The 24,875-nt window shown below is 68.3% G+C and carries 18 protein-coding genes; 10 read left to right on the forward strand and 8 right to left on the reverse strand.

What is annotated here, in order from left to right:
• Positions 1-9: 9 nt before the first annotated feature.
• The 7 genes from CDOO_RS02105 to CDOO_RS13200 all read left to right on the forward strand — a co-directional run bounded on the left by CDOO_RS02105 (position 10) and on the right by CDOO_RS13200 (position 6,010).
• The gene (locus CDOO_RS02105) at positions 10-2,112 is read left to right on the forward strand and encodes a fumarate reductase/succinate dehydrogenase flavoprotein subunit (protein ID WP_018021407.1); all 2,103 of its coding nucleotides are present in this window, start codon (positions 10-12) and stop codon (positions 2,110-2,112) included.
• Complete coding sequence (locus tag CDOO_RS02110) at positions 2,112-2,861, forward strand: succinate dehydrogenase/fumarate reductase iron-sulfur subunit (RefSeq protein WP_018021406.1); 750 nt, start codon at positions 2,112-2,114, stop codon at positions 2,859-2,861. Before CDOO_RS02105 ends, CDOO_RS02110 begins: the two co-directional genes overlap by 1 nt.
• A gap of 39 nt (positions 2,862-2,900) precedes the next feature.
• Positions 2,901-3,275, forward strand: coding sequence for a hypothetical protein (locus CDOO_RS02115; protein ID WP_018021405.1), 375 nt, complete (start codon positions 2,901-2,903; stop codon positions 3,273-3,275).
• 72 nt (positions 3,276-3,347) lie between these two features.
• Positions 3,348-4,640, forward strand: coding sequence for a DUF445 domain-containing protein (locus CDOO_RS02120; RefSeq protein ID WP_081610329.1), 1,293 nt, complete (start codon positions 3,348-3,350; stop codon positions 4,638-4,640).
• A 38-nt stretch (positions 4,641-4,678) separates the two neighbouring features.
• Entirely contained in the window at positions 4,679-5,185 is a 507-nt protein-coding gene (locus CDOO_RS02125) for a CGLAU_01105 family protein (RefSeq protein ID WP_018021403.1), read from the forward strand.
• A 3-nt stretch (positions 5,186-5,188) separates the two neighbouring features.
• On the forward strand, positions 5,189-5,482 hold the full coding sequence (locus CDOO_RS02130) for a DUF2516 family protein (RefSeq protein ID WP_018021402.1): 294 nt from the start codon (positions 5,189-5,191) through the stop codon (positions 5,480-5,482).
• Positions 5,483-6,010, forward strand: coding sequence for a hypothetical protein (locus CDOO_RS13200; RefSeq protein WP_018021401.1), 528 nt, complete (start codon positions 5,483-5,485; stop codon positions 6,008-6,010).
• Here the strand turns inward: CDOO_RS13200 and CDOO_RS02140 are convergent.
• Genes CDOO_RS02140 through CDOO_RS02150 form a run of 3 tightly spaced genes read right to left on the reverse strand, consistent with a single transcriptional unit; the run spans position 5,982 to position 8,088 of the window.
• Positions 5,982-6,773, reverse strand: coding sequence for an LmeA family phospholipid-binding protein (locus CDOO_RS02140; RefSeq protein ID WP_018021400.1), 792 nt, complete (start codon positions 6,771-6,773; stop codon positions 5,982-5,984). The genes CDOO_RS13200 and CDOO_RS02140 overlap by 29 nt on opposite strands.
• Before the next feature lie 27 nt (positions 6,774-6,800).
• On the reverse strand, positions 6,801-7,601 hold the full coding sequence (locus CDOO_RS02145) for a class I SAM-dependent methyltransferase (RefSeq protein WP_018021399.1): 801 nt from the start codon (positions 7,599-7,601) through the stop codon (positions 6,801-6,803).
• A 10-nt stretch (positions 7,602-7,611) separates the two neighbouring features.
• Positions 7,612-8,088: a DUF2505 domain-containing protein gene (locus tag CDOO_RS02150; RefSeq protein ID WP_018021398.1), complete on the reverse strand. Its 477-nt coding sequence runs from the start codon at positions 8,086-8,088 to the stop codon at positions 7,612-7,614.
• A 39-nt stretch (positions 8,089-8,127) separates the two neighbouring features.
• On the opposite strand from CDOO_RS02150, the gene CDOO_RS02155 reads away from it, so the two are divergent.
• Together CDOO_RS02155 and CDOO_RS02160 are read left to right on the forward strand one after the other, a co-directional pair.
• A complete protein-coding gene (locus CDOO_RS02155; RefSeq protein ID WP_018021397.1) occupies positions 8,128-9,195 on the forward strand; it encodes a UDP-N-acetylmuramate dehydrogenase in 1,068 nt (355 codons plus the stop codon).
• A 43-nt stretch (positions 9,196-9,238) separates the two neighbouring features.
• Positions 9,239-10,762 (forward strand): hypothetical protein, encoded by a 1,524-nt coding sequence (locus CDOO_RS02160; RefSeq protein WP_018021396.1) that lies wholly within the window; start codon positions 9,239-9,241, stop codon positions 10,760-10,762.
• Here CDOO_RS02160 and CDOO_RS02165 read toward each other — a convergent pair.
• Together CDOO_RS02165 and CDOO_RS02170 are read right to left on the reverse strand one after the other, a co-directional pair.
• Positions 10,743-11,471 carry a ribonuclease E inhibitor RraB gene (locus CDOO_RS02165; protein ID WP_018021395.1) on the reverse strand — a complete coding sequence of 243 codons (729 nt, stop codon included), beginning with the start codon at positions 11,469-11,471 and terminating at the stop codon, positions 10,743-10,745. The genes CDOO_RS02160 and CDOO_RS02165 overlap by 20 nt on opposite strands.
• Before the next feature lies 1 nt (position 11,472).
• The gene (locus tag CDOO_RS02170) at positions 11,473-12,195 is read right to left on the reverse strand and encodes a class I SAM-dependent methyltransferase (RefSeq protein ID WP_018021394.1); all 723 of its coding nucleotides are present in this window, start codon (positions 12,193-12,195) and stop codon (positions 11,473-11,475) included.
• Positions 12,196-12,330: 135 nt separating this feature from the next.
• Here CDOO_RS02170 and CDOO_RS02175 point away from each other — a divergent pair, with 135 nt between their 5' ends.
• Positions 12,331-13,236, forward strand: coding sequence for a ribonuclease H family protein (locus CDOO_RS02175; protein WP_018021393.1), 906 nt, complete (start codon positions 12,331-12,333; stop codon positions 13,234-13,236).
• Here CDOO_RS02175 and CDOO_RS13205 read toward each other — a convergent pair.
• From CDOO_RS13205 to CDOO_RS02190, 3 genes are all read right to left on the reverse strand, one after another.
• Entirely contained in the window at positions 13,233-13,820 is a 588-nt protein-coding gene (locus CDOO_RS13205; RefSeq protein ID WP_018021392.1) for an LppP/LprE family lipoprotein, read from the reverse strand. The genes CDOO_RS02175 and CDOO_RS13205 overlap by 4 nt on opposite strands.
• A gap of 62 nt (positions 13,821-13,882) precedes the next feature.
• A complete protein-coding gene (locus CDOO_RS02185) occupies positions 13,883-22,882 on the reverse strand; it encodes a type I polyketide synthase (RefSeq protein WP_018021391.1) in 9,000 nt (2,999 codons plus the stop codon).
• A 183-nt stretch (positions 22,883-23,065) separates the two neighbouring features.
• Positions 23,066-24,787 (reverse strand): long-chain-fatty-acid--CoA ligase, encoded by a 1,722-nt coding sequence (locus CDOO_RS02190; RefSeq protein WP_018021390.1) that lies wholly within the window; start codon positions 24,785-24,787, stop codon positions 23,066-23,068.
• Between the last annotated feature and the right edge of the window lie 88 nt (positions 24,788-24,875).

Below are 24,875 nucleotides of genomic sequence, written 5' to 3' on the forward strand. Positions count from 1 at the left end.
GAATCACCCATGAGCAGCACACCACACACGGTTGACAAGGGCGCACAGTCCGACAGTAGCGAACCGACGGTCAACAGCACCGTGAATGCGGGCACCGAGAACACCGGCGGTGAAACCAACGCCAACGAGAAGGGTTTCACCCAGCCCGCCTCGAGCGTCCCCGGAGTCACCCCGGGCACGATCCTCGACAACGCGGAGCCCAAGGGCGTCCCGTCCAAGGACATGTGGGAGTACAACAAGGACCACATGAACCTGGTCTCCCCGCTCAACCGCCGCAAGTTCGAGATCCTCGTCGTCGGCACCGGCCTCTCCGGCGGCGCCGCAGCAGCCGCGCTCGGCGAGCTGGGTTACAACGTGAAGGTCTTCACGTATCACGACGCCCCCCGACGCGCGCACTCCATCGCAGCCCAGGGCGGCGTCAACTCCGCCCGTGGCAAGAAGGTCGACAACGACAGCGCCTACCGCCACGTCAAGGACACCGTCAAGGGCGGCGACTACCGCTCCCGTGAGTCCGACTGCTGGCGCCTCGCCGTCGAGTCCTTCCGCGTCATCGACCACATGTCCGCCATCGGTGCGCCCTTCGCCCGCGAGTACGGCGGCACCCTGGCCACCCGTTCCTTCGGTGGCGTGCAGGTCTCCCGCACCTACTACACCCGTGGACAAACCGGTCAGCAGCTCCAGCTCTCCACCGCGTCCTCCCTGCAGCGTCAGATCCACCTCGGCAACGTGGAGATCTTCACGCACTCCGACCTTCAGGACTTCATCGTCACGGAGGACAACGGCGAGCGTCGCTGCCAGGGCATCGTCACCCGTAACCTCATCACCGGCGAGCTCGAGGCCCACACGGGCCACGCGGTCATCCTCGGTACCGGCGGTTACGGCAACGTGTACCACATGTCCACGCTGGCCAAGAACTCCAACGCCGGCGCCATGATGCGTGCGTACGAGCAGGGCGCGTACCTCGCGTCCCCCGCCTTCGTCCAGTTCCACCCGACCGGCCTCCCGGTCAACGCGACCTGGCAGTCGAAGACGATCCTCATGTCCGAGTCGCTGCGTAACGACGGTCGCATCTGGTCGCCTAAGAAGAAGGACGACGACCGCAACCCCAACGACATCCCGGACGAGGAGCGCGACTACTTCCTGGAGCGCCGCTACCCGGCCTTCGGCAACCTCGTGCCCCGCGACGTCGCCTCTCGCGCGATTTCGCAGCAGATCATCGCCGGTTACGGCGTCGGCCCGCTGAAGAACTCGGCGTACCTCGACTTCCGCGACGCGTTCGAGAAGCTGGGTCGCGAGACCATCGACTCCCGCTACTCCAACCTCTTCAAGATGTACGAGGAGGCCATCGGCGAGGATCCCCACGACGGCCCGATGCGCATCGCCCCCACCGTGCACTTCACTATGGGTGGCCTGTGGACCGACTTCAACGAGATGACGTCCCTGCCGGGCCTCTTCGCCGCCGGCGAGTGCTCCTGGACCTACCACGGTGCGAACCGCCTCGGTGCGAACTCGCTGCTCTCGGCATCTGTCGACGGCTGGTTCACCCTCCCGTTCACGGTTCCCCACTACCTGGCGAACCACCTGGGCACCGACGTGCTCGCCGTGGATTCCGCGGACGCCACCGCAGCCGTCCAGCGTGCCCAGGCACGCATCGACAAGCTGCTCGCCGTCTCCGGCCCGAACCCCCGCACCGCGGAGTCCTACCACCGCGAACTCGGTGAGCTCCTCTACTGGGGCTGCGGCGTCTCCCGTAACGTCGAGGACCTCAAGACCACGATCAACAAGATCCGCGCGCTCCGCGAGGACTTCTGGATCAACGTCCAGGTCCCGGGTGAGCAGAACTACATGAACCAGGCTCTCGAATACGCGACCCGCGTCGCGGACTACATCGACCTGGGCGAACTCATGTGCGTCGACGCACTGGACCGCGACGAGTCCTGCGGCGCGCACTACCGCGACGACCACCTCTCCGAAGAGGGAGAGGCCGAGCGCGACGATGAGAACTGGTGCTTTGTCTCCGCATGGGAGCCGAACGGCAACGGCGGATTCATCCGCCACGCCGAGCCGCTGTACTTCGAATCGATCCCGCTGCAGACAAGGAACTACAAGTAATGAAACTGACTGTAGATATCTGGCGCCAGGCCGGACCGAACCACGAAGGCGCCTTCGAGACCGTTGAGGTCACCGACGCCGAAGAGCAGATGTCCATCCTGGAGCTGCTCGACCACATCAACGCCGGCATCACCGAGCGCGGCGAAGAGCCCTTCGCCTTCGCCTCCGACTGCCGCGAGGGCATCTGCGGTACCTGTGGCCTCATGGTCAACGGTCGCCCGCACGGCCCCGCCCAGCACACCCCGGCCTGCCAGCAGCGCCTGGTCGAGTTCTCCGACGGTGACACCATCAAGCTGGAGCCGCTGCGCTCCGGTGCCTACCCCGTGATCAAGGACATGGTCGTCGACCGCTCCGCCCTTGACCGGGTCATGCAGCAGGGTGGCTACGTCTCCATCAACGCCGGCACCGCCCCCGACGCCGACGAGATGCTGCAGACCGAGCAGACCGCCGAGTTCGCCCTCGACCACGCCGCCTGCATCGGCTGCGGCGCCTGCGTCGCCGCCTGCCCGAACGGTGCCGCGCACCTGTTCACCGGCGCGAAGCTTGTCCACCTCTCCCTCATGCCCCTGGGCAAGAACGAGCGGGGCAAGCGAGCACGTCAGATGGTCGACGAGCTGGAGACCAACTTCGGTCACTGCTCGCTCTACGGCGAGTGTGCGGATGTCTGCCCGGCCGGCATCCCGCTGACCGCCGTGTCCAGCGTGGGCCGCGAGCGCGCACGTGCCGCCTTCCGCGGCAAGGACGACTAAGCTAGTTTTCACAGAATTCAGCGAAAGAGAGAATCAGCTATGAGCGCTCATGCAGCCAACGTCGAGAACGCGGTGGAAGGCTACCCGACCTACCACGGCGGGTACGCGGAAAGCCTGTACATCGAGGGATACGATCCGGCATCGTTGACTGCGCAGCACTCCTCGCTGCTGAAGTCCTCCACCTGGATCGGCATGGGCCTGCTCATGGCGGCGCTCGCCTTCATCGGCACGGCTCTCTTCGGCACGGGTCAGCTGCTGTGGGGCACCGGTACCGTAGACCACGACCCGATGCTGTTCATCTGGATCGGCGTCATCGGTGCCGTCGTGCTCCTGGCCGTCGCCTTCTTCCTCATGCTTGTCGTGGGTCGGAAGGACTACAAGGAGTACGTCAAGCGCTCCGGCCGCATGAACTAACTGCCTGACTCCGCGCATGCCCGGCCCCCCCGGATAACGGGGGGCCGGGCATTTGCCGTCATAATGGAGCGCATGGCAGAACTCACTACCGTCCCGGGAATGAGCCCGGAGGCGGAGGCACAACGTCGCCGCGCGTTGCGCAACCACAAGGCCTTCGCCACCGGCCTGCTCGTGGTGGCCGCGCTGATCTTCCTGCTCTGTTCCTGGTGGCAGAGCCGGGCGGGTGGCGCACCCCCCTGGGTCGGCTGGGTCCGTGCCGGCGCGGAAGCGGGAATGATCGGCGGCCTGGCCGACTGGTTCGCCGTCACCGCGCTGTTTCGCCGCCCCATGGGCCTGCCCATCCCGCACACCGCGCTGGTTCCCGCGAAGAAGGACCAGCTGGGTGACGCGTTGTCGGGGTTTGTCGGGGACAACTTCCTCAACCCTCAGCTCATCACCGAGAAGGTCTCCCAGGCGGAGGTGCCGGAACTCATCGGCCGCTGGCTGTCCGGGCCGGACAATGCCGCGCTGGTCTCCCGGGAGGTGGGCAAGTTCACCGTCAACGCGGTGCAGGCGGTGGACCCGGCCGATGCCGAGGAGCTGATCAACCGTCAGGTCATCGACCGCCTCGCGGAGCCGGAATGGGCACCGCATGCGGGCCGGATGCTCGAGGGCCTCATCGAGGACGGGAAGACGGAGCCGGTCGTCGACGCGGTGATCACCTGGGCGCGCGAACGCATCGGCGAGGCCGAGGAGTCCATCGTCTCCATGATCGACGAACGTATGCCGCAGTGGGCCCCGCGCTTCGCCCGGGACCTCGTGGGCGAGCGGGTCTACCGCGAGGTGGTCTCCTTCCTCGCCGACGTCGACAACGATCCGGAGCATGATGCCCGCCGCTCCATCCGCCGCTTCATCACGCAGCTGGCCGTCGACCTGCAGGAGGACCCGGCGATGATCGCCCGGGTGGAGTCCATCAAGGCCGACATCATGGATTCCCGCGCGATGCGCGGCGCCGGCGCCCAGATCTGGCAGGCGCTGTCCACGGCGCTTATCGACGCCGCTTCCGACGAATCCTCCGCGCTGCGCGCCAAGGTCCGCGAACTGTGTGTCTCCTGGGGGCAGCGCATCCAGTCCGACGCGGAGCTGCGTGCCAGTCTCGACCGCAGGATCAACGGCGCCGTGAAGTTCCTCGCGGAGAATTACTCCGGTGAGGTGACCGCCATCATCTCGGAGACGATCTCCCGCTGGGATGCCCGGGAGGCCAGCGACAAGATCGAACTCATGGTGGGCAAGGACCTCACCTACATCAGGCTCAACGGAACCATCGTCGGTGCACTGGCCGGGGTAGTTATTTACACTGTGAACCAGCTGCTGTTCGGTGGCTGATAATCCTCAGTACTCACAGTGACGAAGGAGCCAGGAACATGACCGAGAAGAAGAACGACGACTCCCTGCTGGACAACCTCAAGGCTGCCGGAGCCTCGATCGGCGACGTCGTCTCCGACTTCGCCGGCCGCGTCCGCGAGGACGCCGGCCAGGAGGACCTGCTGGCCCGCCTGAAGGATGCGGCAGGCCAGGCTCGCACGCGGCTCTCCGGGGCGAACGGCGGCGAGGACATCAAGGCCGCGACCGCCGACTTCGCCTCGAGCGCCGAGGGCATCGCCCGCGAGCTCTTCGCCTCCCTGCGCGGGGCCGCCTCGGAGGTGCGCGACACCGACTCCTTCAACCAGGCGCGCGGCTTCGTCAGCGAGACCATCGGCTCCGTGCGTGGCTCCGTCGACGAGGCCGTGACCAAGGTCCGCAAGGACGAGACCGACTCCACCGCAGACGAGGCGCACACGGACGCCTCGGGGCGTCTGGACAACCTCATGGACAACCTGCGCGGCGACGCGGATATCATCGACGGCGAAGTCATCGACGACGGAAAGTAACTCTTGGAAACCCTACTGCTGGATTACTACAGATACCTGGAGTGGGCGCTCTACGCCCTCATCTCCCTCTCCGGGATCTTGGGCGCGGTGCTCGCCGCCACCACCCGCGACGACGCCTACGACGCCGCCGGTCGGCAGGGCAAATGGGCGTGGACCGGCATTCTTGTGCTGTCGGCCGTCGTGGTGTTCACCAGGATGCCGTTCCTCTCCTGGATCGGCATGGTCGCCATCGGCCTCTACTGGTTCGACGTGCGCCCGCAGATCAAGGACATCCTGCAGGGCAACTACGGCTGGTAGATGGACGACCTCACCTGGCTCAACAGCCGGACAGTGTTCGCGGCGCTGGCATCTGATGCCAGCGCCGCTGACGTGCGCGCCCAGCTCGCCCGCGCCGTGGCGGCCGGGCATGAGCGTTGTGTCGTGTTCCCCACCCACCTCGGGCTCGTTCCCGAGGGGATGACCGGCATCGCCGTGGTGGGGTTTCCCACCGGCCGGCACCATTCGCTGGTCAAGGCGGCCGAGGCCCGGCTGGCCGTGCAGTTCGGCGCGGAGGAGGTCTGGCTGGCGGTGGATGAGACGATCGCCGACGAAAACTCGCTGCTGGCGGACGTGGTGGCCGTGCGGCAGTCGGTGCCGCCGCCGGTTCGGCTGGCCGTCATTGCGGCCACCGAGGCCGGCGCGCGGGTCGCGTACGCGGCGGGTGCGGAGGGGGCGGTCGTCGATAAGCATCACCGGGAGGGTGACACCGTGCGGGTGGCGTCGGTCGAGGACGCCGTCGCCGCACTGGAGAGCGGGGCTACGCGGCTGGTTGCGTGGCCTCGTTGAGCTGACGGAGCGGGATGTTCTGACCGGTCAGGGTGGTGCGCACGCCGCCGTCGATGACCTCGAGGTTCTCGATCCGCATGCCGTTGGTGTCCAGCTGCCCGGCGACACCGTCCTGGAGGGTCTGCGTGATCTGCTCCGTGACGGACGCGGGCAGGGCGAAGCCCAGGATCTCCCCGCCGGAGGCGGCGAAGGTGAGCTGACCGTCCTGCTGGATCGGGGTCAGGGTGAGCACGGCGGCGCCGTGGACGAACTCGACGTCCAGCGCTCCGGCCTCGGGGTTCGCGGTCAGATTCGTCACCGTGAGGTGCTCGGCCAGCGGGCCGGCATCCGCGGGGACATTCTCCGCGATCTGCTTGCGGATGGTGGCCAGGAGGTAGTCCTGCGGGATCTCGGAGGTGACGACCATGGAGTCCGCCGTCATCGAGTCGTCGAGGGTCACGCCGTCGAGGTTGACGTCCGCGGCCGGTGCGCCGGAGACGTTGTCACCGTCGATCTGCAGCGTGGACGGGGTGCGCAGCGAGAACTCGTTGATCTTGCCGCTGGCGATGCCGAAGAGCAGTGGCACCGCGCCGAAGGAGATGTCGACATCCTCCTGGGCGTTGACCTCGGGGTTCTCCTCCTGATAGCCGGAGCGGATCTGGCCCGCGACAAACATGCGCAGCACGATCTCCGCCACGACCGCGAGGACGATGAGAACGGCGAGGACGATCAGGACGACTTTGAGGACAGTGCCGCCGGAGCGGGTGGAGGAACGTTGAGCCATGGGAAAGAGTGTGCCACACACTCACCCTCAGGCGACGGACTCCCAGGGAACCGTGAGCACCGCATCGCGCGAGCGGTGACGGGCGACGATCAGGGGGATTCCCTCGCCGCGGAGCAGCTCGAGCGCCTTCTCCCAGCGCACCCGCGGGCCGTAGGGCTCCCACCCCGCGGCGTGGTCCCAGGCCTGGTCGGCGGCGCGCAGCAGGGCGTGGATCCGCTCGCCCTCCCGGTTGCGGTGGATGAGGATCTTGGGCAGGCGCTCGGCGACGTCGGAGGGTTTCGACACGTCGGCAGGATCCCAGGCCAGGGTGAGGGAGCGGGGGCCGGAGGCGTCGATAAGCACCCATGCGGCGCGGCGCCCGATCTCGTCGCAGGTGCCCTCGATGAACTGGCCGCCGGGGGCGAGGCGGCGTGTGACGGTCTCCCACACGGGTTCGACCTGGTCGACGTCGTACTGGCGCAGCACGTTGAAGGCACGCACGAGGTGGGGGCGGTAGCCGGCGAGCTCAAAACCGCCGAGTTCGAAACGCACGCCGTCACGCGGGGGAAGCACCCTGGCCGGGTCGATCTCCAGGCCCACGACCTCCACGTCCGGGTTGACCCGGCGCAGCCAGCGGGCCCATTCCACCGTGGTGGTGTGCGAGGCGCCGTAACCGACGTCGAGGGCCAGGGGCCGCTCGCCGCTCAGCGTCGCGCGGACGGCTGGCTGGGCAATGCTCCACCGGTCGGAGCGGCGCAGACGGTTGACGCCGGTGGTGCCGCGGGTGATGACACCAAAAGGCCGACCACGGCCACCTCCGGCGCGGAGGTTGTGCGCGTGATCGGCCATCGGGTCGAACTTAGAGGTTTTCGGCGATCCACTTCGAGGTCAGGTCAGCCTCGTTCTGGAACAGCTCACCGAGGGCGTCGCCGACCTTGGGCTCGATGGCGGGGCCCATGAACGGGATGTTCACGGAGACCTCGTTCTCGTAGGCCAAGGTGGTGTTCTCGCCGGCGGCAGCCAGGGTGGCCACGCCGGAGAAGTCCACCGGGGTGCCCTTGACGTCGGCGTTGTAGGTGTACTTGTCGCCCTCGAGGGTGACGGTGCGCTTGACCTTCAGTGCCTGGGAAACCATGGCACGCACGGCCTCGGGAAGGAGGGTGACCGGCAGGACCTCGAACAGGGTGACCTCACCGGGCTTGAACTCGGCGACCTCGCCGGCCTCGGGGGAGAGGTTCTCGGCGATGTAGCGCCAGTACTCTTCGCTGGCGAATGCCTGCTGAACCTTATCCAGCGGCTGATTGACAGTTGCGGTGGTTTCGCTACGGGTTGACATGTCCGACAGACTACCGTGAATCGGGTGTCTGATTCACTTATGCCCCACAGTCTCGCCGACGTCCCCGGTCTCCGCGTCGACCCCGTGTCCTTTGCCGAGCTGACCACCCTGCGCCTCGGCGGCACCCCGCGGCTGGGGGTGCGGTGCGCGACGCAGGAGGCCATCGTTGCTGCGTGCTCGCTTATCGACGGCCCTTTCCTCGTGGTCGGCGGAGGCTCGAACCTCGTGGTTGCCGAGGGGTCGCTGGACCTCACGGCGGTGATCCTGGAGAACTCTTCGGTCACCTTCGGATCCGATGGCCTGGTCCGCGCGGAGGCGGGCGCGGTGTGGGATGACGTGGTCGCGGGTGCCGTCGAGCGTGGGCTCGGGGGCATCGAGTGCCTGTCCGGGATCCCGGGCTCGGCCGGTGCAACCCCGGTGCAGAACGTCGGCGCGTACGGCGCGGAGATCTCCGACGTGCTCACGCAGGTCAAGCTGTACGACCGGGAGACGGGTTCGGTGTCGTGGGAGCCAGCGTCGTCGCTGGAGCTGGCGTACCGCTACTCCAACCTCAAGTTCACCCAGCGAGCGGTGGTGCTGGAGATCGAGCTGCAGCTGACCACCGACGGGCTGTCGCGGCCGCTGCGCTTCGGCCAGCTCGCGGGTGAGGCGGGGGAGCGCCGGCCGGTGGCCGAGGTGCGCTCGGAGGTGTTGGCGCTGCGCCGCGGCAAGGGCATGGTGCTCGAGCCGGAAGACCACGACACCTGGTCCGCCGGATCCTTCTTCACCAACCCCATCGTGCCGTCGGCGGTGGCCGACGCCGTGCGCGCGCGGGTTGCGGAGGAGCGGGGCAAGGAGGACGCCGCGCGGATGCCGGCGTGGCCCGCGGGCGATGAGGTCAAACTCTCCGCGGCCTGGCTCATCGAACGTGCCGGTTTCCCGCGCGGCTACCCGGGCGAGGGAGCCCCGGCCCGGCTGTCCACCAAACACACCCTGGCGCTGACCAATCGTGGGTCCGCCACAGCGGATGACCTGATCGCGCTGGCCAGGGACATTCGCGCGGGTGTGCTCTCCGCGTTCGACGTGACGCTGGAGCCCGAGCCCGTGTGGGTGGGGGCGTCGATCTAGCTTTCCCGGGAACCGCTGCGGGGTGAGGCGGGTCTAAGGAGTCATGATCTCACCGACCTCCATTCTCCGCCGCCCAGTGTGTGTCACCGACCCCGCCGCGCTGCTCGTGGACCTGCACCGGCTGCTTGTCGAGGACGACACCGCGCGCCGGGCCGCCCTGCTCGCCCGTGTGCAAATCCTCGGCAGAGACCCGTCCCACGAGGCGCTGCGGGAGCTGCTGGGCCTGGAGGCGGTGCTGCCCCGGGGAAAGGCGCGTAGCCGAGTCGTGCGGGTGCTCGCCGAACGTGGGGACACCGACCCCGAGTGGCAGCAGGCGCTCATGGACTGGACCATCGACGAGGTCCACCGGGTGGATGATCCCTGGGGGGAGCGGATCACGCTGGAATGCCGGATCACCTCGGGACGCGAGGTGCTGTCGCTGAGCGTGGGCGCGGACCTGACCAGCGGCAAAGTCACCGGCACGACCCTTCAGGAGGATTTTCCTGCCTGCGCGGGTGCCCGCACGGAGGTGTCGGTCGAGGAGGCGGGCGGCTATCTTCTCCGGTCCGATGCGTCGACGTGGCTGCGTCGGATGCTGCCGCGACCCCTCCTCCCCGCCCATCTCGACGACGTCGTGATCGAGGAGTACATCGAGTTCGACCGCTCGTGGGAAGCCAGGGCGCTGGGGAGCGACGAGGTCGCACGGGACTTCGTCCGGGAGGTGCTGGTGGCCCTGGTCAGGGAGACGGGTTTCGCGTCCCGTGGATGCTCGTCCGTACGTCTCGGCCAGATTCTGCGCGAACTCTGGCGGAACAGCGAGGTGCCGCTGCCCCAGGTTTTCCACCAGGCACGCGGAGTCCGCACGTACCTCTCCTGGCTCTTCGGGCAGAATGACGCCCCCGCCGACCTGGTTCTACGTTGCTTCGCCGCGGTCGACGACGAGGCGTTTCGCACCCGCTGGCTGTTGGCGGAGCTGACCTACGACGACCATACGGAGGACTACTTCGGACAACCGGTGGTGAGCTTCGACGACGCCTACTTCCCGCCCAGCGGTAATTGGAGCTGGCGCCGCGAGCAGGAGGAGGGGTCGGACTGGGAGCAGGTAGTGGACCGCGCGGGTGGGATTGATGAACTGCTGAACATCGACACCGATCCGCTCCCCGCCGAAGCACTCGACGTCTCGCTGCTGGAGAGGGAAATCGTCGACCGCGTCACCATGTGGAGCGACTACATCGACGAGTTCCTCGACGTGCACCCGTACCCCGCCGAGGTGAGGACCGCGTGTCGACGGCTACTTGCCGACGTAGCCGCCATCCAACCCAAGGTCTTTCACCGGCAGTGCAGCGACGAACGCGGAGCCGCCGGGATCATCCTGGCCGTGTTCCTCCTCAACGAGATGACCTCCCCGGACGACAGGTTGGCCGCGTTTTTCTCACTGGCCAGCCCGGTGAGTGACCGCGCGCGGGGATTCCTCGACAAGCTGGGTTTGCTGGGCGGGCAGCGGGGTCACGTGCGTTACCTGCTGGCGACTCAACGGGAGAGCCTGGCCAAAAGTGCGCACGTGCGCACTAAATCTGAACCAGCATGATCGCGGCCCGGATGAAGTCGGACACGTCCGTCCGGCCCTTCTCCTCCCACCATTCGCTGGCCATGGAGAAGGGGCGGATGACTCCGCGCTCGGCGTCGGCGAGCACGATCTCCTCCACGTCGTCCTCGACGAGCAGCACCCACCGCAGGCCCGTGGCCGCGGCGATCTGCTCACCGGCGGCGGTGCCGACGAGGTGGATGACATCGTCCGCGGTGGCCGGGTCCTCGAACGCCTTCATCTTCCACTCGGGGCGGCCCGCGTCGATGAATGTGACCAGAGCTTCGGGGGAATGGAGCGCGCCGAGCTTCTTCAACAGCGGGACCAGCTGGTCGATGGTGTCCCGGTCTCCCGGGTCGAGCTCCTCGAGCAGCATCGCCGTGCCGTCCGTGGGCCGATCCAGGCCGACATCGGTGGTGGCCTGCCAGCCGTCGTAAAGCCCCCCGAGATCCAGGGCCAGTTCCGTGAAACGTCTGCGTAGGCCGGCGATGGTGGGTTCGTTCGCGGGGAGGTCGGTGCGACGGACGGTGAGCGCCCAGGTGTTGTCGACCGGGCGGATGTCGCCCACCTGGGTCCAGCCCTCGAGCTGACCCAGTAGTTCGAGCGCGGCTTGCTCCGTGGGCAGGAAGAAAAAATGGTCCTGCGGGCGTGGGCGGGAGAGGTCGGAGCGTTTGGCCAGGATGCTCAGGAGTGTGCTGTCGTCGGGGTGCATGTCAGATGCGTCCCGCCAGCACCGTCACGGGCCAGGTCACGCGGCGACGGAGTTGCGCATCGCCCCATGCCCGGGCCAGCTCGGCCTGGAATGCCTCCGCCTCCTCGCGTGCGCCGGGTGATTTCAGAGCGGACCAGGTGCCCAGATAGCCGATGAACTGCTCCAGCGTGAGGTCGCGGACGATGTCGGGGCTCTCGATGCCGATGCGCTCGAAGGGGAAGGTAATGTCCGCGAGCTGGTTCTCCACGTGCCGGCGCTCCGGTTCCCAGTGGCGGTGGAAATCACCCCAGTAGAAGTCCTGGTACATCTCGTTCAGGCCTTCCAGGTGGCAGAGACCGTAGGAGATCAGCGCGATCGCGGCGCCGGGTGCGGCCACGCGCCGGGCCTCGTCGTAGAAGGCATCCAGGTCCGGAAACCAGTGCACGGCCTGGGCCACGGTGATGAGGTCGACGGAGTTGTCTGCAGCAGGCAGCTGGGACGCGGTACCCACCTCGAAGCGCACGTTGTCCGGGCCGGTGGCGTTGGCCACCTGGCTCTCGCTCGGGTCGGCACCCAGCACCTGGTCGAAGTACGCGCCCATTTTCGCCGTGAGCTGACCGGTGCCGCAGCCGACGTCGAGTGCGCACGTGCGGTGTGCGGGAAGCTCCGCCAGCAGGGCGGGGAGCTCGTCGGGGTAGCTCGGCCGGTGGGCGGCGTAGTCGGAGCCGGAGTCGAAGAGGTTCATGGTTTCCGAGGGTACCGCGAGGTCCGCGGGCCACTCTCAAAAATCCGTTCGATATGTCCGGACAATCTGTCCACCCCTCCCGATAGTGTGCGTCCTCACCAGCCCCACAGAACCCCCGGAGAGGAATCGGACACCATGAACGCCACCAAGCCCGTCGCTGTCATCCATTTCGACAAACATGAGTTTCGCGCCCCGCGCATCGCCGTGACCGCCGCCCTCGACGGGGTGGCCTGCTACTTCGTCAACGCGCCCGCTGCCTCGAAGCTCGACGAGCTCGGCGCGATTGTCGAGACCTTCCGGTATCTGTGGCGCCGCGAGTGCGGCGGCATGATCCTTTACGTCGGGCACCCGGTGATCAGGGAGCTTCTCGACGACCTGTCCAGCCACTACCCCGGCCTGGAAATCCGCTCGCTGGTCACCGGTGAAAAAATGCGGCGAACCTGGGACGCCTGTCGCCGGGCGCATACGCGCAACGTGGGTGTGAAGGAGAAGCCGAGGGTGGAGCGGACCGAGCACCGGGTGGCCGCCACGGATGCGTCCAAGAAGAAGACTGACAACACGGTCGGAATCGCCGTGGTGTCGTCGGACGGCAGCGTGAAGATGAGCAACGTCGATGCCCGCACCGTCCTCGACGGCGAGTTCGCCGCCATCAGGCTGGCGGTGAGGCAGGCGGTGGAATCGAAGACCGTGCGCAGCATCGAGATCCTCACCGATTCGCTGACCGCGGCCACGGCGATCAACACCCGCGGGCATGCGGTGAACCAGGGCGCGGGAAGGCACGAGGCGAGTTGCTGCAGTGAGCTTCGAAATGCCACCGCCCTCGGCATCGACGTGCGGGTCATCTGGGTGCGAGGTCACGCCGGGCACCCGCTCAACGAGCTCGCTCACCGCGCGGCCATGGCCTCGCGGAGGTGTCGCCAGTGGGGGCAGTCCTCGGAGCAGTTCCGCCGGAGTCTCACCGCTGAACTCCGCGAGGTTCTGGCCGCGGCAGGAGAAACTGTCCAGACGTCTGGACTGTCATCGGACAGGTATTGCGCCTAACCCTGGGAAAGGTCGAGGCTGCTCACCGCGGAAGCGTTCGCCGGCGGGGTGTAGCCGGTGACCCGCAGGGCAGAACCGTCCCACTCGAAGACCACACTCTCGGTCTCGGTGATGCCGGCCGCCGTGCTTCCGGTCCGGTGCCCGAGCTCGACGGACAGGGCGCGGTCGCTGATGCGCTGGACGCTCTCGATGGATTCACTGACCACGGGCGCCGGGGCCGCGATCATCTCGCCGTCGTGAAAGAGCACCAGCGCCTCGACCATGCTCGCCCCGGTGTGGGCGGGGCCGTTACCCGGCGTGCCCAGGCTGCCGCCGAGCTCGACCCAGCTGAGCTTCGCGCAAGGATCGAAGTTGTCCTCGGTGTTGTCGACGTACAGGGACATTGAGGTGTTCGTCGGGATCGGCGAATCCGGCAGCGCGGGGGCCGAGGCGGTGCAGTCCTCGGTGTGCTGGGTGGTCTCGCTGGCAAGCGCAGCCGCCGTGGTCGCCACCGGGGTGGGGGTGACCATTCCGGCGGAGGGCTCGGCGGCGCATCCAGCGAGAACCAGGGCGGCGAAGGGCAGGATGGCGAGTGTGAGTTTCACGCCTCCCACTCTAAGACCGGGGCAACCGCCCACGGCAGGCTCCGGGGAGTGACCCCCGGAAACTACCTGGCCGCCGGATACACCCCGTCCTCGCCGAGGCGGATGTCCCCGTCGAGAAGCAGCTGGATCTCCGCCTCGTGCGCGCCCTTGACGGGGAAGCGGCGGTTCCCCACCTGTTCAAACAGCGGCGCGCGGCCCAGCATGCCGGCCTGCAGGCGGGCGGAACCCGCGCGCAGACGCTCGGTGGCAGCCTCACGCCACCCGGCAGCCGAGCGCCCTGCGGCCTCGAGCGCGACCTCGAACACCGAGGGGTGCGCGTAGACCACCAGTGCGCCGACGTGGCCGAATCCCAGCGACGTCAGCGCCGCGGCCTTCACCGTGCCCACGTCGAGGGGCTTGCGCAGCCAGACCAGGTTCTTCGCCTTGGGCTGGATGAGCGGGTCGACGGTGTCCAGGGACGCGTTCTGCGGCAGCTTGCCGGTGCGCAGGACGTCCATGATGCCGCCGGTCTGGAAGAGCGCGGCGCCCGCCTTGGAGTGGCCGGTCAGCGACTTCTGCGAGATGACAAACATCGGCTGGTCCTCGTCGCGCCCGATCGCCGGCCACAGCAGGGAGTGCAGCTCGGCCTCGTTCGGGTCGTTCGCGTTGGTCGAGGTGTCGTGCTTGCTCAGCACCGAGACGTCGTTCGGGGTCAGGCCGAGGCGACGCAGCGAGCGGGCCAGCACGGACTTCTCGCGGCCCCGGCCGGCGCCGAGAACACCCAGGCCAGGGGCCGGGATCGAGGTGTGCGCGCCGTCGCCGTAGGAGGCGGCGTGGACGAGCACGGCCATGACCGGCAGGCCCAGGTCGGCGGCGACGGAGCCGCGGGCCAGCAGGACGGTGCCGCCGCCCTCGGCTTCGAGGAAGCCGCCGCGCCGGCGGTCGTTGGCGCGGGAGATGAACCGCTCGTGGATGCCCTTGTCGGTCATCTTCTTGGTCTCGGCGGTGGCGTTCATGTCGCCGAAGCCGGTGAGCGACTCGACCTGGACGTCGTCGATGCCGCCGGCGATGACGAAGTCCGCCTTGCCCAGGTTGATCTTGTCCGCGGCCTCCTCGATGGAGACGGCGGCCGTGGCACAGGCGCCGATCGGGTGGATCATCGAGCCGTAGCCGCCGAGCAGCGACTGCATGGTGTGCGCGGCCACGACGTTGGGCAGCGCCTCCTGCAGGATGTCGCTCGGGCGTTCCTCGCCGAGGAAGCGGGTGACAAACACCTTGTGCAGCGACTCCATGCCGCCGATGCCCGTGCCCTGGGTGGTGGCCACGTCCAGCGGGTGGATGGCCTTGAGCAGGTCGGTCGGGGAGAAACCCGCGTTGATGAACGCGTCCACCGCGGTGACCAGGTTCCACAGCGCCATGCGGTCGAGGGAGTCGACCATGTGCTCCGGAATGCCCCACCTCGTGGCGTCGAAATCGTCGGGCATCTGGCCGGCGACCGTGCGGGTGAGCGTGGCCTTGCGCGGGACATGGGCGGTCGCACCCTGTTTGCGGGTGACGGACCACTCGCCGTCGATAAGTGAAATTTCGGTCTTGTCCGGGTCCGCGTCGAAGATGTCGCGGGCCATGGATTCCGAGGCCACCGTGAAGGTGATGTCGCGGTCGAGGAAGACCTTGGTCAGATCCATCGAGCCCTGGTCGACGAGGTGGTACTTGTCCGTCAGGGTGCGGATGCCCGCGCGGGCGACAACCTCGTCGCGGAAGCGGTCGTAGATGTCCTCCTCCGCGACGGCGGTGCCCTCCTGGTCGTACCAGCCCGGGGTGGGGTCCTCGTTCCAGGAGACCAGGCCGGTCATCCAGGCGAGTTCGAGCACGCCGGCGGCGGTGAGGTCGACGCCGCCGTCACGGCGGATGCCATACTCGGCCTCGAAACGCGTGCGGCCGGATCCCCAGGAGGAGACCTCACCGACGCCGACGACGACAACCATGTCCTCGAGGTCGGCGGTGACGTCGCCGATCTCCGCGCCGGTGGGCTGCACCGGGTTGGGGGTGTTGGGCAGCGCCCGGATGGTGGCGGGCTTATCGACGCTCGTTTGCTCCCCGGTCGTGCCTTCGGCCTGTTCCTGCTGGGCCTGCTGGGCCAGCTCCGAGATGGACACGGCCGAGGAGCCGAGCCCGCCGGTGAGGTCGGCCTCGATGGGAGCCTGGGCAGCCCGGGCGCGGGACTCGGCGGAGGCCAGGTCCATGAGCTCGGAGGAGATCTCCTCCGGGGTCCACACGTGGATGCCGGCCTTCTCGGCGGCCGGAATGAGCACGTCGTTGCCGCCCATGAGGTGCGTGCCGGAGACCCAGCCGATCTTGGCCTGGGCGAGGGTGACGCCCGCGGGCCAGCCGGCCTCGGAGGACCACTTGGCCAGGATCGCGTCGAGCGCGCTCTTGACCTCGGCGTACGCGCCGTCGCCGCCGAACATGCCGCGGTTGGGGCTGCCCGGGAGGATGACGTGGGTGCGGGTGTCCACCGCCTTCTGCGCCAGCTCGGACAGGCGCGCGATGGTGCGTTCCACCGACCACAGCAGCAGTCGGGTCTGGTTCTCCGCGGACGGCCCGGCGTCGGCGACGGAGCCGGAGACGCTCGGGGCGGCGAAGGGGAAGGCCAGGGTCGGGGTCAGTGCGGGTTTGAGGATCTTCACCTCGTTGCCCACGGACTCCTTCTGCACGCTGCCGATCCAGTCGACCAGTGCGTCGATGTCGCGGTAGGAGGAGAGGTTGGCGGGGACGAGCCACAGCACTGCGTCGCCGGTGGCGTGCTCGGCGAAGAGCTGACGGGCGAACTCCTTACGTGCCTGGGAGACACGGGACGCGGTCATGATGACCGTTGCTCCACCCTCGAGCAGGCGCTCGACCAGCGCGGTGGCGATGGAACCCGGGGCGGCGCCGGTGACCAGGGCGACGTCCGTGGCGTAGGTGGACGGGGCCTCCGCGCGGGCGGCGGCGGCGATGTCCGCCATGAGCGCGGCGTCGGTGGCGCCGTGTCCGGCCCACCACTCGGACTGCCTGGCCACGGTCTCGCCGTCGCCGGTGAAGCGGGAGGCGGGCAGGTCGAGCTCGCCGAGGGCGACGCGGGCGAGGTCCTCGCGGGCGTAGGCCCAGCGGTCGTCGAAAAGCACGGCCTTGTTGGCGTCGAAGGCCGGGGCGACCAGGTCGACCCAGCCGGTGCCGAGCTCGGCCTCGACCGTGTCGAGCACCGTGGTGTCCGGGGCCTCGAACTCGGGAACCTCGGGGGTGAGGCCCAGCTGTTGCAGGACAGCGCGGGCCGCAGTGGCCAGCACCCCCTCGGAGCCGGTGACACTCTCGGCGTAGGCGGTCAGGGCCGCGGAGTCGACGACCCCGCCGCCGGCCGCAGCGCCGCCGGAGTTGAGCGAGACGGAAACACCGTTTCGGGACGCGACGGCCTGGACGGCGGCGTCGACCAGCGAGTCCACCTCGGCCTTTGACGATGTGGACGTGGGGATGGTGGTCAGCGAGCCGCCGCGGACGGAGTCGTCCTCGCGGGAGCCGAGCAGCACCTCGGCCTCCACGTGGCCGACCCAGGAACCGGGCAGGCCCCAGGCACCGGTGACCTGCTCGCCGATGTAGGCGGGTTTGACCCCGGCCGCGCCGGTGAGCTGGCGCAGGCGGGCGGAGACGGCCTCGCTGAGGACGGCGCCGAAGGGTTTGTAACCCGGTGCGGCGGTCTTCACCCGCTCGCGCAGGGTGGCCACGTCCGCGTCGGCGGCGCCGTCGATCGCGGGCACGCCGATCTCCGCGGACATGTCCATGAGCAGCTGGTTTCGGCGAGAGGACACGCCGTTGGTGAGCTCCTCGACGGTGTCGGTGTCCGAGATCTGGTCGATGCGGATCTTGTTGGAGAAGGCGAACAGCGCCATGATCGCCTCGGCGGCCGTGAACGGCAGGTCCGGGGCGTCCGCGCCGGAGCCACCGCCGGTGGACGGTGCGGGAGCGGCGGGAGCAGGCGTTTCAGGCGTATCGACGGCCGGAACGGCAACCGGATCGGAAGCGACGGCAGGCTCCTCGTCGACCTCCACGGGCTCTACAGCGGGCGCCTGGCGGACGTCGGCAAGCATCACCTGGTCCTGGTCGCGCTCGACGTTGTAGACGGGCAGATCCACGCCGGCGATGGCCATGGAGCGTTTGGCCAGGTTGGTCAGCGTGGGGGAGGCGGCGAGGCCGACCTCGATGATCTGGTCGACGCGCTCGAACAGCACCTGCTGCGTCTCGATCCACCGGACCGGGGAGGCGAACTGCCAGCTGAGCAGCTCGATGATGAGCACCCGGGCGAGCTCGGAGTCGCTGGCGAAGTCGGTCACCCGCTTGCCGGCGAGGCGCTGGGAGGGGGCGACCTCGAGGATGGCGTCGATGAAGTCCTGCGTGAGCTCGAAGGGACGGGCCACGAGGTTGGGGATGTAGCGCCCCACCAGGGCGGACAGGTCGAGTTCGGCGGGCAGGAGGTCGTCGAGTTTGTCGGCGAAGTCTGCCACGCCCGGGCGCAGGACCGAGGAGTGGAAGGGCACGTCGATGCCCGGAACAGTGACGTAGGCGCGCTTCTTGACGGCGTCGGCCCTGGCCTTCAGGGCTGCGAGCCCGGCGCGGGTGCCGGCGATGGAATACTGCTGGCCGTCGATGTTGTAGTTGACGATCTGCAGGAACTCGCCGGTCTCCTCCGCGACGGCCGCGAGGTAGTCCTCCACCTCGTCGCCGCTGACGCCGATCATGTTGGGGCGCAGGGCGGCCATGCCGTAGTTGGTGCGGCCGTTCTCGTCGCGCGGGACGAGCGTGCCCATGGCGGAGCCGCGGGAGTAGACGATGTCGATGACGGCTTCGAGGTCGAAGATGTTCGCCAGCGACGCCAGCGCGGTGTACTCGCCGAGGGAGTGGCCGGCGTAGAGCGCACCGGAGGCGATGGCGTCGGCCTCGCGCAGGCGCTCTGTCTGGGAGTACGCGACCACGGCCAGGGCGACCTGGGTGAACTGCGTCAGGTGCAGCACACCCCCGGGGTGTTTGAACACCTCGCCGCGCACGGAGATCTCGGTCGGGTTGTCGTCGATGATCTGCTGGATGGAGAAGCCGAGGTGGGAGCGGGTGTGCTGGTCGGCACGCCGCCAGACATTGCGGGAGGCGGCGGAGGCGTCGCGGTCGCCGCGGCCCATGCCCTCGGCCTGGATGCCCTGGCCCGGGTAGACGTAGGCGGTGCGCGGCTGGGCGATGAGGGCCTGACCCACGGAAACGACCTCGCCGTCGATACGGCAGGTCACCTCGAGGGCCTGGTGGATGCCCTTGCGCCCGACGCGCTCGACGGTGATCTCCACCTCGTCGTCCAGCTGGACCATGCCGAACATGGAGTAGGTCCAGCCCACGACCGTGCCGTGTTTGCCCGCCAGGTGCTGGGCGGTGGCGGAGAGCCACATGCCGTGCACGAGTGGCGCGTCGAGGTTGACCAGACGCGCGGAGTTGGTCGAGGTGTGGATCGGGTTGTAGTCGCCGGAAACCAGGGCGAACGGCGTCATGTCGCTGGGGGCGGTGACCACGGCGCGGTCGACGAAGGACCGCGGGGTGGACTCGATCTTCCTGGACGACTTGCCGCCGCCGAACTCCGGAGCCGGGACCGGGAGGTCCGTGCCCTGGGCGCGGCCGCGGATGGCGAAACGCTGCATCTGGGTGGCCACGAGCTCGTCGCCGGAGAAGAGCCCCAGCTCGACGGTGACTATGCGCCCGGAGCTGGACTCCTGGATGGCGGTGCACCTGGAGGTGACGTCGATGGTGCGGCCGTCGGCAAGCTCCGACAGGGGAACACGCAGATCGACGACGTGGTTGAGGTGGACCGCGTTGAGCAGGCCCTCGATGACGGGGTAGCCGTCGGCGAGCAGGCCAGAGCCCAGGGCGGTGTAGATCGCGGGCCAGGCGGGGCCGACAAGGACGTCGGGCGTGCCGGGTTCCACGGAGCCCAGCGCCGCGCCGGTGACGTTCGTGTGGGCCGTGAGCAGGTTCGGGGTGAAGGTGAAAGAGTACCGCGCCTCGCCGAAGGGGGCGTCCGCGGACTGCGAACCCTCGATGATGCGGGGCATCTCGGTGATGTGGTCGCCGGTCTCGGAGAAGGAACCCACGCCGGCCAGGCCCTCGAGCAGGGCGAAGACGGAATCGGGCAGGCGCTCGTCGGATACGACCGGGGAGGCGCCGGTGGACACCCCCTCGGAGAGGTCGAGGGGGACGGTGACCTCGCGGACGTAGAAGGGGCGTTGGTCCTCGGGCAGGTCGTCCCAGTAGGAGTCCGCGTTGATGCGGATGGACCACAGTCCGTCCTCGTCCTGGATGAGGTCGTAGGCGTCGTCGTCCATCTCGTAGGCCGGGTTGGCCATGGTGTGGCCGTGCCAGACGATGGTGGGGCAGGCCTTGATGAACTCCTCCGCGGTGCGGGCGTCGGCGAGGCGGGAGAACCGCTCCTCCGCCTCCATGCCGGCCTCGGCGAGAATCTCGGTGGTGCGGTCCTCGAAGCGCGCGAGCAGGTCAGCGACCGGCTCGTTCTTACGCTGGATGCCGGCGACGGCCACGGGGCCCGGGATGATGCGCACCTGGTCCGCGGTGTAGCGCTCGTCCTGCGCCTGCCAGAGGGTGTCCTTGCCGAACCACGAGGGCAGGTCGCCGTCGAGGGCCGGGACCCAGGGCATGGGTTTGACGTGCTTGCGGTTCAGCGTGATCCACCAGGCGGCGTCGCGCGGGGAGACCGGGGTCTCGTGGGCCTCGGGGTAGGCCGAGAGCAGCTTCGCCGCGGCCGCGGGGGCGTCGGCGACCTCGGAGATGTCGGCAAAGAGGGTCTCGATCTGGCCGTGGTCGGCGGGGTTGAGGCGCGCCTCGATGCGGTGGAGCAGGTCGAAGAAGCGGTCGTCCCAGGTCGGGTCGACGAAGGGGTGGGCGAGCTCGACGAAGTGGTTCAGCCACTCGGCGTAGGTCATCGTCTCCACGTCGCCGAAGTACGGCTTGGAGGTCTTGGCCAGGGCGGCGATAATCTCGTCGCGGCGCTCATCGTACTCGTCGAAGGAGAGCGAGGTGATCAGGCGCGAGGCCGCGGCGAAGGAATTGTCCAGCTCATGGATGTCCGCCAGCAGGTGCGACTGCGAGGAGGCCGCGCCGCCGGCGCCGGAGGCGCGTCCGACCCAGCCGCGGTTCTCGTCCGCGGGCACGCCCGGGGTGTTCACCAGCAGATCCTTGACGGAGTCGGTGGCCTTGGCCTCCTTCGTGGCCATGGCCACGGTGCCGATGAAGTAGGCATCGACGGGCATGACGGGCAGGCCGTACTTCTCGGACCACGTGCCGGTGAGCAGCTCCGCACCACGGTCGGGGGAGTGGATGCCGCCACCGACGGTGACGAGTAGGTTGGGGTGCTCGCGCATCTCCGCGTAGGTGTCGATGAGCATGTCGTCGAGGTCGGTCCATGAGTGGTGCCCGCCCGCGTGGCCGTCCTCGATCATGATGATCACGGCGTCGTCGGGGTTGGCGTCCGCGATCTTGATGGTGTCGCGGATCTGCTTCGTGGTGCCGGGTTTGAACGCGATGTAGGGGAAGCCGTCGTCGTGAAGCTGCGCGATGAGCTCGGTGGCCTCCTCGACCTCCGGGATGCCGGCCGAGACACACACGCCGTTGAGCGGGGCGCCGGCGGCGCGGGCCTTGGGCACGATGCGGGCCTGGCCGAACTGCAGGTTCCACAGGAAGCGGTCGAAGAACATGGTGTTGAACTGGAAGTTGCGCCCCGGTTCCAACTGGGCGACGACGTTGTTCTTGTGCAGGTTGAAGACCTCGTCGGAGTACATTCCGCCGCCTGCGAGTTCGGTCCAGTGCCCGGCGTTGGCGGCCGCGGCGACGATCTCGCCGTCGGCCGAGGTCGGGGTCATGCCGCCGAGAATGACGGGCGACAGTCCGGTGACCCGGGAGAAACGGGTGTGGGTGTAGGTCCGTCCGTCAGGAAGGCGCACGAGGCGCGGGGTGAAGTCGCGGTAGTCGGCGGCCCCCGGCAGCTCAGAGCCGGGGGTGGCCAGCAGGTCACGTTCCGTGGTGGTGGAGGCGGCGACGACGGCGACGCTGGTTCCCGCGAGCGCCTTGGCGGCGATGCGGGCGACCGCGCTGTCCAGGACGATGGCGTGGCTGACCTGGGCCCGGCGCAGCGTGTCCAGCTGAGCAGGGAAGTCGTGGCGGTCGACGAGGATGGCGTCGGCGAGCTCGCGCGCGGTGGTGTGCTGGAACCCGATGCCGCACAGGTCGGCCCACTCGACGGCCTTGTCCGCGGCGGCGCGGTTGACGGAGTGGTGGAAGGGGAAGGCGACGGGGAGTTCGTCGAAGAGCGGCAGCATTTCGGAGCCGCCGAAGACGGCGGCCTCGAGCTGGGCGTTGAAGGCGCTGGAGGCGTCCTCGAGGGCGGTGCGCGCCGCGGCGAGCTCGTCCGGTGTTCCGGAGAGCACCACGTGCGAGGGGCCGTTGATGACCGCGATCTCTGCGCCACCGGGAAGGAGCTTCTCGACGTCGTCCACCCGCAGTCCGCGGACGGAGAGCATCCGGCTGCGCGAGTCGGTGGCACCGTGAACGTGGCTGGCCGCGGTGCCCAGGAGCAGCGCGAAGGCCAGCGCGCTCCGTGGGTCGGTGGCGGCGGCGACGCCGAGGATGCCCTGCGAATGGCCGATCATCTCTGCCTGGGAGAGCTCCAGGCCGAGGTCGCGTAGCTGGTCGACCGCGGCGATCTGGCCGAGGACGATACCCGCGATACTCGTGGCGGGGTGGGCGTCGACTTCTCGGGCGGAGAGGTGATCGGCGGCGTCGGGGCCGGTGAGCTGCTCCAGCCGCTCCACCGCGCCGGGCACGGTCGAGGCGACGAGGCGGGCCACGGGGCCGATCTGTGCCCTGGCGTCCGAGAGGGCCTCGGCGAGGCGGACCTGCGCGTGGTGGCCGACGGCGGTGTCGGCGAGGGCGGTCTGCCACGGGGAACCCTGGCCGGCGAATATGAGCGCGGCCTTGTCCATGGACAGCAGGGGGGTCAACGACATGCGAAAGGTCCTTACTTTGCTGGGCAATACTTATCAACTACGTAACCGTAACCTACGCAGGCGTAGAAACCACGTCCGGCGGCGAAGGTGTGAGCCAGATAACCGCGGGAAAACGGCCGTCGATGAGTGTTGTCCCAGCTAGAAAGGACAATAGGATGTGTCTATAGAGTTTGCTGTGAAAAACTAAGAGTGCCCGGCCGCCTCGATCATCTCGAGGAGCTTCGCCTGGACGTCCCTGCGCACGACCTTGCCCATCATGTTCGTGGGCAGCTCGTCGAAGTGGTAGAAGCGACGCGGCACCTTGTAGCGGGTGAGATTGTTGCGCGCGAACTCCTTCAGGCCCTCGGGATCAAGCACCGCGCCGTTCTTCAGCACCACACACGCCACCACGTCCTCGGAACCGTCCGGGCGATTCATGCCCACGACCGCGACATCCTCGACGTCCGGGTGCTCACGCATGGTGGCCTCGACCTCCGGGGGATAGACGTTGAAGCCGCCGGTGATGATCATCTCCTTGATGCGCGAGACCAGCTTGACGAACCCGTCCGGGTCCATCACCCCCACGTCGCCGGTGCGGAACCAGCCGTTGTGGAACGCCTTCTCCGTCGCCTCGGGGTTATCCAGATACCCGGCGAAGACCTGCGGGCCTCGCACGAGGAGCTCGCCCTCCTTGCCGTCCGGCTGGATCTCGTCGAGGTTCTCGGGGTCGACGACGCGCACCTCGGTGTCGGGGAAGGGCAGGCCGATGTAACCGATCTTGCGGTGCTCGTTCATGGGCGTGCCGATGACGATGGGGGAGGTCTCCGTGAGCCCGTAACCCTCGACGAACATGCCCGAGCTCTGCGACTCCCACTTGTCGACGAGACTCTTCTTCAGCGTCGCCGCGCCGCAGAACGCGTACCGCACCGACTTCAGCGAGGCCTTGGGGTCCCCGTCCACCGCCTTCAGGGTGTTCTCGAAGAGCTGGGGCACCCCCGTGAACCACGTCGGCTGACGCTGCTTGAGCGCGTCGAGGATGAGTTCCGTCTTGGGGGTGGGCACGATGACCATCTCGCCGCCGACGTAGAAAGACAGCGTCAGCGCCATGGTCAGGCCGTAGGCGTGGAAGAACGGAAGCGCCGCGAGGAAACGTTCCTCCTGGTCTCCGAGGCCGCTGACCCAGTGTTTGCCCTGGTAGATGTTCGCGAACAGGGAACCGTGGGTGAGCATGGCGCCCTTGGGCTCGCCGGTGGTGCCGGAGGTGTACATGATCACCGCCGACGATTCCTTGGTCACGGTCGGATCGGACTTCACGTCGCGGCCGTCGCCGCCCAGAGCGGTGCCGGCCAGCGACTCCCATGCCACGGTGTTGGGCGCGGCGGCGTGCAGCTGGCTGCGGGACTCGCGAACCGCAGGAAGAGGGATGCGCAGCGCGAGCTGCTTGATCTTCGGCATGGCGTTGATCATGTTCACCGAGACAATGGTCTCCAGCTGCGAGCGGCCTCGGAGCTTCTCGACGACCGGGGCCGACTTGTCCCACACGATGGCGATGCGCGCGCCGTGGTTGTTGAAGGGGCCCTCGAGCTCGTGGGCGGTGTAGAGCGGATTGTGCTCCACCACCGTGGCGCCCAGCTTGAGGATGGCCCAGAAGGCGATGACATGCTGCGGGCAGTTCGGCAGGGCCAGGGCGACCCGCTCCCCCCGCTGGACGCCGAAGGCCCGGAGGCCGGCGGCGACGCCGCGGACCTGCTCGTCGATCTCCCGGTAGGTCATCGACTTGCCGAAGAACCACGTCGCCGTCTTCTCCGGGTTGGCGGCCAGGTTGTCGTCGTACACGTCGAGCAGCGTGGTGCTGCCGTACTCCAGCTCGGGGGGGGTCCACTCGGAGTAGCTGGACAGCCACGCCTTGGTCTCAGATGCGGACATAGGTGTCGTGCTCCGTCCTTCATGCGTCGGGGCTCATGCGTTGTAGGTCACAAGCCGGTATGAACCTAGATTAACGTAACTAGCCCCC

Source organism: Corynebacterium doosanense CAU 212 = DSM 45436, assembly GCF_000767055.1.
Classification (GTDB): Bacteria; Actinomycetota; Actinomycetes; order Mycobacteriales; family Mycobacteriaceae; genus Corynebacterium; species Corynebacterium doosanense.

Bases quoted from the DNA above. Each gene is read 5' to 3' on its own strand.
- CDOO_RS02165 (WP_018021395.1), bottom strand. From the start codon at position 11,471: ATGCACCCCGACGACAGCACACTCCTGAGCATCCTGGCCAAACGCTCC.
- CDOO_RS13200 (WP_018021401.1), top strand. From the start codon at position 5,483: ATGGACGACCTCACCTGGCTCAACAGCCGGACAGTGTTCGCGGCGCTG.
- CDOO_RS02160 (WP_018021396.1), top strand. From the start codon at position 9,239: ATGATCTCACCGACCTCCATTCTCCGCCGCCCAGTGTGTGTCACCGAC.
- CDOO_RS02115 (WP_018021405.1), top strand. From the start codon at position 2,901: ATGAGCGCTCATGCAGCCAACGTCGAGAACGCGGTGGAAGGCTACCCG.
- CDOO_RS02120 (WP_081610329.1), top strand. From the start codon at position 3,348: ATGGCAGAACTCACTACCGTCCCGGGAATGAGCCCGGAGGCGGAGGCA.
- CDOO_RS02190 (WP_018021390.1), bottom strand. From the start codon at position 24,787: ATGTCCGCATCTGAGACCAAGGCGTGGCTGTCCAGCTACTCCGAGTGG.
- CDOO_RS02110 (WP_018021406.1), top strand. From the start codon at position 2,112: ATGAAACTGACTGTAGATATCTGGCGCCAGGCCGGACCGAACCACGAA.
- CDOO_RS02125 (WP_018021403.1), top strand. From the start codon at position 4,679: ATGACCGAGAAGAAGAACGACGACTCCCTGCTGGACAACCTCAAGGCT.
- CDOO_RS02140 (WP_018021400.1), bottom strand. From the start codon at position 6,773: ATGGCTCAACGTTCCTCCACCCGCTCCGGCGGCACTGTCCTCAAAGTC.
- CDOO_RS02150 (WP_018021398.1), bottom strand. From the start codon at position 8,088: ATGTCAACCCGTAGCGAAACCACCGCAACTGTCAATCAGCCGCTGGAT.
- CDOO_RS02170 (WP_018021394.1), bottom strand. From the start codon at position 12,195: ATGAACCTCTTCGACTCCGGCTCCGACTACGCCGCCCACCGGCCGAGC.
- CDOO_RS02185 (WP_018021391.1), bottom strand. From the start codon at position 22,882: ATGTCGTTGACCCCCCTGCTGTCCATGGACAAGGCCGCGCTCATATTC.
- CDOO_RS02175 (WP_018021393.1), top strand. From the start codon at position 12,331: ATGAACGCCACCAAGCCCGTCGCTGTCATCCATTTCGACAAACATGAG.
- CDOO_RS02145 (WP_018021399.1), bottom strand. From the start codon at position 7,601: ATGGCCGATCACGCGCACAACCTCCGCGCCGGAGGTGGCCGTGGTCGG.
- CDOO_RS02155 (WP_018021397.1), top strand. From the start codon at position 8,128: ATGCCCCACAGTCTCGCCGACGTCCCCGGTCTCCGCGTCGACCCCGTG.
- CDOO_RS02105 (WP_018021407.1), top strand. From the start codon at position 10: ATGAGCAGCACACCACACACGGTTGACAAGGGCGCACAGTCCGACAGT.